Below are 10,293 nucleotides of genomic sequence, written 5' to 3'. Positions count from 1 at the left end.
AAGCACAGCAAGGATTTAAACCTAATTTTTTAGCAGATTTAGCACGCTAAGTACGGAAGAGCCCGAAATGCTGCGTACTTTGCGGTTTGTTAAATAAAAGTTCTTGTTTACAAAAATTATTTAACAACTTCAAAATCTTTTTTACTGGCGCCGCAAACAGGACATACCCAGTCTTCTGGTATTTTCTCAAAAGGCGTACCAGCTTCAATACCGCTATCTGGGTCACCCATCTCTGGGTCATACTCATAGCCACAAACGGTACATACATACTTTTTCATACCATCCTCCAATTCTTCTCTCTGTGCCCTCTCAGTCTCTGTGGTATAAAATCCAAGAAATACAAAAGGATTAATAAACTAATTCTACATCGGTGCCGATTCACTTGGTTAAGAAACATAATCAGAATAATTGTAGAACTTCTGCGACGTTTAACCCTGTCGTTCGGCTAATAGTTTCTACATCTAAAACACCAACCAGCGAACGCGCGATAGAAAGAGCTTTTTCTTTTGCCCTTTCTGCTCTAACTTCTTCCCTACTTTTTTTATACCCCTAGCTTCACCATCCTTTTGTGCCTTTAAAATAGCATTTTTGCTGTCATGAATAAACATCTGTTGTTTCTCCAGTATATCTACCTAATTTCTGGTTAAATTACTTTCTCTTGCAATTAGTTAGAGGAAAATTTAGTTTTTGATGCGAACCTTCAGGAATTTTAGTATAAAAATTATCCTAATTACACATTTTCATATTGTAAAACAGCGTGTTTTTTGCGTTCACGGAGTGTCTCAAGAGGATAAATAACACTTACTTAAACAAAAGCATTAGTAACTTTATTTACATTTATGATAAAATTTAGCTTTAACTCCTAATTAATGTATAGGTTTTTTGAGTACTACCTTACAGGTTAATTCTCATTAATCAAAGCTTATTGATATTGAATTAAGTAACTGTTTTTTGTTACAACCCTTGCTATGCTTTATTTTTAGGCTTTTTCTTACGTCGAACTCAGGTTTTATTGAGATCGAATTGTATTTTACGAAACTATGTGTAATGATACAATAAATACGGTAACTCGACCGACAAATAGTAGTATACCTGTCTAACTGGTATGCTGATAAGTTTTTATTCACAGTACTTTCGGGGAAAAGATTTCATGAGTACAGTACAACTTTACTTTGCAAAGGGTTCTACTTTTTCTCAACGCACCCGTGTTGTTCTACTCGAAAAAGGCATTGAATTTACTCCAGTTGAAATAGATTTACAAAAGAAACCTACTGAGTTCACACAGGTCTCACGATATGGCAAGGTTCCCGCTATCAAACATGGGGATGTTGAAATTTATGAATCTGCCATTATCAATGAGTATCTTGATGAGGTGTTTCCAGAACCTCGTTTATTACCGCGCGACCCAGCAGCGAAAGCTGTTGCTCGTATTTGGATTGACTACGCGAACACTCGTTTAGTCCCTGGATTTAATAAACTACTAAGGGGTAAAGGTACGACTGAACAAGAAGAGGGACGAAAAGAGTTTACAGATTCTCTATTATATATTGAGCAAGAAATATTAGGTAAGCTGAAGAGTGGGCAGTATTTGTTAGGGGATAAGCTGAGTTTAGTTGATATCAGCTTTTATCCTTGGTTTGAACGTTTACCATTGTTGCAACACTTTCGTAACTTTGCTTTACCATCAGAAACACCTCGTTTGCAGGAATGGTGGAATGTATTGCGTTCTAGAGAGTCAATAAAAGCAGTAGAAAATCCGACTAGTTATTATATCGAGCGCTTCTCGAAGATTCTCGGTGAACCAGCTTTTGCAACTGCAAATCGTAATTAGTGCGAGGATAGACCTATGAGTACAAACAGCCAAGTGTTAGAAGTTGCTGTAGTTGATGAATTGCCTTATGTTGAGGCAAATCTTAATTATCTTATTCCAATGGCAGAAAAACCTGTCATCTATATCTACGAACCACCAGAAGGTATTCCACGGTACAATGGTAAATATGAAGCTTACAAATTACCAATTTACAATGCTCGATGTGTAAAGCGTAATTTATCTTTAGACAAAGAAGGTTTTACGCTTGTTAATCATCATAGTGCAGTAAATAACTTCTATGATGACGATGAAATTCGTCGTGTTTATTATCCTGAAGCTGAACAACTTTTACTCAATGCAACAGGCGCCACGAAAGTCATAGTGTTTGACCATAACGTGCGTAATGCACAACGCGCGCAGCAAAATCAAGACAATGCAAGAGAACCAGTCAAGCGTGTACATAATGACTTTACCGCTAAATCTGGTTATAGTCGTGGGAGGTTAGTTTTAGAAGCATTGAAAATAGAAGATGCAGAAGCACTTTTACAACGTCGATTCAGTATAGTAAACGTATGGCGCCCAATTGCCGAACCAGTGCAAGAACATCCATTGGCAATATGTGACGCTCAAAGCATGGCAAAAACAGACCTTGTAGCAAGTGACCTTGTATACCGTGACCGTGTTGGTGAAACTTATGGTATTACATATAACCCAAGGCACCAATGGTATTATTTTCCTCAGATGCGGAAGCATGAAGTAGTACTAATTAAGTGTTTTGATTCTTCAGAAAATATCAGCGCTAGATTTACTGCTCACACTGCATTTGAAGACCCAACAAGTTTACCAGATGCTCCACCACGAGAAAGTATCGAACTGCGAACTCTAGTTTTTTATTAGCATGTAGAGACGTATGTAGAGACGCGATTAATCGCGTCTCTACCACAGCGAAAATTTTACTGTTATTATAATTCAATGTTAAAAGATTCATCTAAATTAGAAATTACTACAGATTCACGCCTCACAGTAGCCGCAATCAATGAATTTACCGATGAATTACTCAGTGTTGGTAACAATACCCAAGTTATCAGACAAGCTGTAGAAGCAGACTCAAATTGCGTCATCGCGAATACATTGGTTGCAGCTTTTCATTTATTTTCAGGTCAAAGTGATGCTCTAACTGCTGCGGTGCCTTATATAAATAACGCCAGTTTAAATTTACGACACGCTAACAAAAGAGAACAGCTTTATGTTGCAGCTATCGAAGCTTGGGTAAAACGCGACATTAAAAACGCAATTGTTTATCATGAAACAATTGCCGAACACTACCCTCGTGATTTAGCGTCAGTTCATATTGCCCAGTACCATTATAGAAATATTGGTGACAGCCAAGGATTGCTGCGAATAGCCGAGAAAGTAGCAGAAGCCAATCTTGATAATTCGTATATATACGGAATGCTAGCTTTTGGGCTAGAAGAATGTCACCGTTTAGAAGAAGCAGAGATTGCAGGTCGAAAAGCGGTTGAAATGAAACATAATAATCGCTGGGCACAACATGCTGTTGCTCACGTTCTCGAAACTCAAGGGCGCCTTGATGAAGGAATAGCTTGGATGGAAAGCGTCTGGGATACTTGGGAGTTTTCTAATCCAGCGTTTTATAATCATCTTTGGTGGCATACAGCGCTTTATCATCTTGATGCTGATGATATTCACAAAGTACTGGGAATTTACGATACTCAGATTTGGGGACGTGCTAGAAAAGACAACGGACGGGAGCAAATAAATGCAATCTCACTGTTATTAAGGTTACAGTTGCGAGGTATTGACGTCAGCGCGCGGTGGAGAGAAATAGCTGATTACTTGTATCCTAGATTGCACGAACATATCATCCCGTTTTTAGATTTGCAATATATTTATGCTTTAGTACGGGGTGGTAGAAATGATTGGGCTGTGGAAATGTTAGATAGTATAAAAGATTATGCAGACAAAGCTCAACCTTATGCTCAAAAAACTTGGAGAAATATCGCATTACCCGCAGCTTATGGAATGATTGCTCATGCTCAAGGCAATTGGCTTGATTCGATAAATCAACTAGAGCCAGTATTACCTAAATTATATTCAACAGGTGGTTCTCATGCTCAACGAGATTTATTTGAACAAATTTATCTTGATGCTCTCATTCATGCAAATGAAAACGGGAAAGCGCGGGTACTATTATCAAAGCGTAACACTGCCCGCAGCAATATTCCTATAACGCAGCGACAGTTAGCTAATGTACACAGCAAGTTAAACAGAGGGTAAACATCATGACTAAATATGTCAATCTTGGTAAAAGCGGGCTAAAAGTATCTCGCTTATCGCTTGGTACAATGACTTATGGTTCACGTCAATGGCGTGAATGGGTATTAGAAGAAGAAGAAAGTCTTCCTTTCATCAAACTTGCTTTAGAATTAGGTATTAATTTCTTTGATACGGCTGATGTTTACTCGTTAGGTGCCAGTGAAGAAATTCTTGGACGCGCGCTAAAAGACTTTGCCAAACGCGACCAAGTTATCATAGCAACCAAAGTATATAACCAAGTTGGTGATGGTCCTAACGACCAAGGACTTTCTCGCAAACACATCTTTGATAGTATCGATGCTTCATTACGGCGCCTGCAAACAGACTACGTAGACTTGTATCAAATACATCGGTGGGATAACGAAACACCAATAGAAGAAACCCTCGAAGCACTCCACGACTTAATCAGAATAGGTAAAGTGCGTTACATAGGTGCATCAAGTATGTACGCATGGCAATTTGCAAAAGCCTTATATATTGCTGACAAACACGGCTGGACACGGTTTGTATCAATGCAAAATCACTACAACTTAGTCTACCGAGAAGAAGAACGCGAAGTAATTCCTCTTTCCATTGCAGAAGGAGTTGGAATAATTCCTTGGAGTCCGTTAGCGCGCGGTTTATTAGTGGGAAACCGTCAAAAACAAGGTTATGGAGAAACACTGCGTGCGAAAACAGACGAATTTGCTCATAGTCTTTATTATGATGACATAGATTTTCAAGTCGTTGACCAAGTTATTAACCTAGCAAAAGAACGTAGTGTCAAACCAGCACAAATAGCTTTAGCTTGGTTGTTACACAAACCTGGTGTAACTGCTCCGATTGTTGGCGCCAGTAAAATAGAGCATTTGAAAGAAGCTGTTGAAGCTATAGATATATCGCTTTCAGATGAAGAAATTAAATTATTGGAGGCGCCTTACAGACCACATTCTATATTAGGACATCGTTAGTAATTCATATGATTAATCATCATATATCGCAGTCCGCGTATCATTCGTATTCACATAGTATGCGCTTGCGCTCAATCCGCACGTTGTAGAGACCGTATTAACCCGGTCTCTACGTAGATGTAATCAAGAATATTATAATGATTCAAGAATGGCAACGAGGCGAGTATGTCATCAGTACAGATGTTAATCGTCTAGATTTGAGTGTTATACATGCTTTTCTTGCAAATTCTTATTGGGCAGAAGAGTTACCGCTTGAAATTCTACAACGTTCAATTCAAAACTCGCTTGTGTTTGGATTGTATAAAGGTCAACAACAAATTGGATTTGCTCGAATTATTACAGATTATTCTACCTTTGCCTATATTAGTGATGTTTTTGTTTTGGAGCATTTTCGCGGGCAAGGTTTAGGCAAATGGTTAATAGAAGTTATTACTTCTTATACTGAATTGAAGGGATTGCGTCGTTGGCTATTAGCGACTAAAGATGCTCACGAGTTGTATAGCAAAGTTGGATTCACTGAATTAAAAAATCCACATAGTTTTATGGAGAAATGGAATCCAGATGTTTACAGAAAAACAAGAAACTAATCTCAACTTAACAGAGAATAACAATGTTGTAGCTACAGAACAATTTGAAGCTCCTAATAATTATAAAGAACTAAACGAGCCAATAATAGAAGCAGTAAAAACTTTGCTGGTAAATATTGGAGAAGAACCAGAACGTGAAGGACTACTCAGAACACCAAAACGAGTAGTAGAAGCAATGCGGTTTCTCACCAGTGGTTATAGCCAGTCTTTGGAAGCACTTGTTAACGGCGCCATTTTTGATGAAGGGCATAACGAAATGGTTTTAGTTCGCGATATTAATGTATTTAGCTTATGTGAACATCATATGTTACCATTTCTAGGTAAAGCACATATTGCTTATATGCCAAATCAAAAAGTGGTAGGGCTGAGTAAGCTAGCTCGTATCGTTGAAATGTATTCACGACGTTTACAAGTTCAAGAAAGATTGACAACACAAATTGCCGAAGCTGTTCACACAATTTTAGAACCTCAAGGTGTCGCTATTGTTATAGAAGCTACTCATATGTGTATGGTTATGCGGGGAGTGCAAAAACCTGGTTCTTGGACTGTTACTAGCGCAATGCTGGGTGTATTCCAAGAAGAAAAAAATCGTCAAGAGTTTCTGAATTTAATTTGCAAATATAAATCATAAAAAAAATAAATGTAGAGACGCGATATATCGCGTCTTCAATATATCGCTAATCATCTGCGGATTTCTTAAACTTAGAAAAGTTTTTTATTAATTGTTCTTTTAATTCTGAACTATAACCAGCCTCCAAATAGCCTGCAACTTGAGTTTGTGTTTCTATGACATCAGGAAGCCAGTTAAGTTCAGCTACAACTTTCGATGCTCGACAGGGTATACCAAAAACGGCTGGTACAAGTGCGATAACAAGAAGTATTTTATAAATGTGCTTCATTTTTTGACATAGCTAGAAACTCTTCTTCATTACCATAACCTATGAAAATTAAAATTTATTTATGTATCAACTAAGTTATCTATAGAAAGTTTGCACAGTATATAATAGATTTGTTTCGCATTCAACTTTATTTAAACAATTAAAATCACAAAACGTTTAATCAACTCAAGTTTAGTATTACGAACATGACAGGAGCTACTATAACCAATAGTAATACCAAGCATTATGATTACTGGTTTACTGCCATACTCCTAGGACGTAGTATATATTATAAAGTTTTGTTAATAAAGTCAATAAGTCTTTAGATAGATACTGTTTTTCTTGGCATATACATATAGTAGTTTAGTTAAACTGCTAAAATGTACATTTAAGCGAAGTGTAAGTCAATGTGATTATGCCTGAAAAGCTCTTTGAAGGTGACAGCGAAATGGCCAGGTTGATGTGCGCGTTCGACTGGTCGCAAACACCTTTGGGTTTACCAGAGCAGTGGTCACAAAGCTTAAAGACTTCTATTCGCATCATGCTTGGGTCGCGTTACCCGATGTTTGTTTGGTGGGGAGAAACGCTTACTAAGTTCTATAACGACGATTACATTCCGGTTTTAGGTCGGCGCCATCATGAAGCTCTGGGTCAACCTGCGTCTGTTGTATGGGCGGAAATCTGGGATACACTGGGTCCGCAAGCCGAAGCGGTTTTACGCTCTGGACAAGCTTCTTGGAATGAAGCGGTGCTTTTAATTATGGAGCGTAATGGCTATACTGAGGAAACTTATTTTACCTTTTCTTATAGTCCTGTTCCAAATGATGATGGTGGAATTGGGGGCGTATTTTGTGCCTGTACTGAGGAAACAAAGCGCGTTTTGAGCGACAGACGGTTGCAAACGTTGCGTGAATTAGCGGCTCAAACTATTGCCGCAAAAACAATTAAGGATGCCTGTGAGATTTCGGTGCAGACATTAGCAAATAATCCTTATGATGTGTCTTTTGCATTGCTGTACTTGCTAGATGAAACACAAACCTTAGCACAATTGATTAGCACAACTGGATTGGCGCCCGAATCAATTGCTAGCCCAATAGAAATTGAAATACAGACTTCGGGAGAGTGGGAGCTTGCTTCTGTTTTGGCAACGGGTGAGAGTCGGATAATACCTTTGGTAGAACTTTTTGAAGGTGCCTATATAGGAGGGGGATTTTGGCCTGAATCTTCTCGAATGGCTGCTGTGTTGCCGCTTACGATAGCAGGGCAATCTCAACTAAGCGGATTTTTGATTGCAGGCATTAGCCCACGTCGAGAATTTGACGACGATTATAAAGGCTTTTTTGATTTGGTCGCCGGACAAATTGCCACTGCGCTCGCAAATGCTCAAGCTTATGAAGCCGAACGCCAACGCGCGGAAGCACTTGCAGAACTCGACCGTGCAAAAACCGCATTTTTTAGTAATGTGTCGCATGAATTCCGTACACCGCTTACTCTGATGCTGGCGCCTTTAGGAGACACAATTACAGCTTTAGATGGTACGATTCCAATTGAAGAACGCGAAAAACTCCAATTGGTACAGCGGAATGGAGTGCGGTTGCTCAAACTAGTAAATAGCTTACTTGATTTTTCACGCATCGAAGCCGGTCGAGTACAAGCAGTTTATGAACCTGTTGATTTAGCAACTTATACAGCAGAACTTGCCAGTACGTTTAGGTCGCTAGTTGAGCGCGCGGGAATGTCGCTTATAGTAGACTGTCCACCTTTGCCTGAAGCGGTTTATGTCTCCTGTGAAATGTGGGAACAAATTGTTCTCAATTTGTTATCCAATGCCTTTAAGTTTACATTGGCAGGAAGCATTACAGTTCGATTGCAATGGTTGGTAGCTCAAGTTAAGTTATCAGTTATTGATACGGGAGTTGGAATTAAAGATTCTGAGTTGCCGCATTTATTTGAGCGATTTTATCGCGTTGAAAACTCCAATGGTCGTAGTTTTGAAGGCTCAGGTATTGGGCTATCATTGGTGCAAGAACTTGTTAAACTACATGGAGGCGCCATAAATGTCACCAGCACCTTTGGGCAAGGTAGTTGCTTTACCGTTACCATTCCCACTGGAACTGCCCATTTACCTTCAGAACGTATTAATGCAACTCGCACATTAACATCAACAACTTTAGGGGCAATGCCTTATGTTGAAGAAGCGCAGCGGTGGCTCCTAGGAGAAAATACTGAGTTAAATGTGCTAAATATTGAGGTAGCAAATACTCAAAACACCCCCACTGCCAGAATTTTACTCGCTGATGACAACGCTGACATGCGTGATTATATTCAACGACTTTTGAGTGGGTCTTATACAATTGAGCTTGTTGCTGATGGCGCCACTGCTTTAAATGCTATTGAGAATAATCCTCCGGATTTGGTATTAACGGATGTAATGATGCCAAAAATGGATGGATTTGAATTGCTACGCGCGCTACGGTCTAATCCTCAAACTCAAACAATCCCTGTTATTCTACTATCAGCACGGGCAGGTGAAGAAGCCCGCCTTGAAGGACTTGCTGCTGGCGCCGATGACTATTTAATAAAACCCTTTTCGGCGCGCGAGCTGTTAGCACGGGTTGAGGCAACATTGAAACTGTCACAATTGCGATGGGAGGCTTTGCAACAAGAGCAAATGCTACGTGCGGTAAATGTAGAAGCTCAACAAAAAACCGAAGCTGCGTTTCGACGCATTAATAATCTATTAGAAAGTATTAGCGAAGCATTTATTACTGTTGATTTCGACTGGCGAATTACTTATCAAAATGCTACTTCCGAACGAATTAACAACAAACCTCGCTCCGAAGTGTTAGGCAAAACCCTTTGGGAGGAGTGGCCTGCTCTAGTGGGTTCCATCTCCGAACAACAATATCGCTATGCACTAGCCAACCAAGTTCCCGCGTATTTTGAACAGCACTATTATGAACCGCCCGACCATGATCTCTGGTTAGAAGTGCGTGCCTACCCCTATGAAGATGGTTTAGGCATCTTTTATCGTGACATCAGCGACCGTAAACAAGCTGAAGCCATTTTGCAGGAGAGCCGCACCGAACTTGAACGGCAAGTACAAAAGTTTGATGCGACACTTTCAACTATTAGCGATTTTGTCTTTAACTTCGACCGCGATGGGCGGTTTATTTACGCTAATCAAGTTGTGCTTGATTTGTGGGGTCTTACCGAAGCCGAAGCACTCGGAAAAACAATGGTAGAACTCCAGTATCCCGAAGCGCTGGTGCAGCAGTTTGCTCAAAACATTCAACAAGTTTTTGAAACAAAACAAACTGTTAAAGGCGAGGCGCCTTACATTAGTCCAACTGGAGTAAGAGGATATTATGAATACATTTTAAATCCAGGATTTGCTGCTGACGGCACAGTCGAATTTGTGGCAGGTTCAGCTCGCGAAACCTCGGAGCGTACACAGGTAGAACAAGCCTTGCGCTCCTCTGAGGAACGTTACCGAACCTTATTTGAGTCGATTGATGAAGGCTTTTGTGTGGTTGAAGTCTTGCTTGATTCAAAGAATATACCTATTGACTATCGTGTTTTAGAAATCAACCCTAGTTTTGAGCAACAAACCGGACTTATTCAAGCTGTTGGTAAAACCGCGCGTGAATTAAATCTTGAAGAACACTGGATTGAAATTTACGGTCAAGTTGCGCTAACTGGTAAATCTGTTCGATTTGAAAATGGTTCCA

9 protein-coding genes and 1 pseudogene are annotated in these 10,293 nt (G+C 39.7%); 7 read left to right on the top strand and 3 right to left on the bottom strand.

Annotated elements, in window-relative coordinates; translation table 11 throughout:
* Positions 1-116 precede the first annotated feature (116 nt).
* Together rd and AC2JBO_RS38325 are read right to left on the bottom strand one after the other, a co-directional pair.
* Positions 117-278, bottom strand: coding sequence for a rubredoxin (gene rd / locus AC2JBO_RS38330; RefSeq protein ID WP_496958878.1), 162 nt, complete (start codon positions 276-278; stop codon positions 117-119).
* A 183-nt stretch (positions 279-461) separates the two neighbouring features.
* The gene (locus tag AC2JBO_RS38325) at positions 462-608 is read right to left on the bottom strand and encodes a hypothetical protein (protein ID WP_496958877.1); all 147 of its coding nucleotides are present in this window, start codon (positions 606-608) and stop codon (positions 462-464) included.
* Positions 609-1,150: 542 nt separating this feature from the next.
* On the opposite strand from AC2JBO_RS38325, the gene AC2JBO_RS38320 reads away from it, so the two are divergent.
* The 6 genes and pseudogenes from AC2JBO_RS38320 to folE form a co-directional block, all read left to right on the top strand.
* A complete protein-coding gene (locus AC2JBO_RS38320; RefSeq protein ID WP_496958876.1) occupies positions 1,151-1,831 on the top strand; it encodes a glutathione S-transferase family protein in 681 nt (226 codons plus the stop codon).
* A gap of 15 nt (positions 1,832-1,846) precedes the next feature.
* On the top strand, positions 1,847-2,707 hold the full coding sequence (locus tag AC2JBO_RS38315; RefSeq protein ID WP_496958875.1) for a CmcJ/NvfI family oxidoreductase: 861 nt from the start codon (positions 1,847-1,849) through the stop codon (positions 2,705-2,707).
* Between the two features lie 75 nt (positions 2,708-2,782).
* Positions 2,783-4,108, top strand: coding sequence for a tetratricopeptide repeat protein (locus AC2JBO_RS38310; protein ID WP_496958874.1), 1,326 nt, complete (start codon positions 2,783-2,785; stop codon positions 4,106-4,108).
* A gap of 5 nt (positions 4,109-4,113) precedes the next feature.
* Positions 4,114-5,097, top strand: a complete 984-nt coding sequence (locus AC2JBO_RS38305; RefSeq protein ID WP_496958873.1) for an aldo/keto reductase — start codon at positions 4,114-4,116, stop codon at positions 5,095-5,097.
* A gap of 137 nt (positions 5,098-5,234) precedes the next feature.
* Entirely contained in the window at positions 5,235-5,684 is a 450-nt protein-coding gene (locus AC2JBO_RS38300) for a GNAT family N-acetyltransferase (protein WP_496958872.1), read from the top strand.
* An 88-nt stretch (positions 5,685-5,772) separates the two neighbouring features.
* A pseudogene (gene folE, locus AC2JBO_RS38295) lies at positions 5,773-6,315 on the top strand (GTP cyclohydrolase I FolE); the annotation flags it as partial.
* Positions 6,316-6,361: 46 nt separating this feature from the next.
* Here folE and AC2JBO_RS38290 read toward each other — a convergent pair.
* Positions 6,362-6,583 carry a hypothetical protein gene (locus tag AC2JBO_RS38290; RefSeq protein ID WP_496958871.1) on the bottom strand — a complete coding sequence of 74 codons (222 nt, stop codon included), beginning with the start codon at positions 6,581-6,583 and terminating at the stop codon, positions 6,362-6,364.
* A 394-nt stretch (positions 6,584-6,977) separates the two neighbouring features.
* Between AC2JBO_RS38290 and AC2JBO_RS38285 the strand changes: the two genes are divergently transcribed.
* Positions 6,978-10,293: PAS domain-containing protein (locus tag AC2JBO_RS38285; protein WP_496958870.1), on the top strand; the 3,316-nt coding region annotated here is incomplete at its 3' end.

The organism is Calothrix sp. CBUCES-K 9914, from assembly GCF_059640475.1.
The sequence above is the reverse complement of the archived record's forward strand: the minus strand, read 5'-3'. Positions and strand labels throughout refer to the sequence as shown.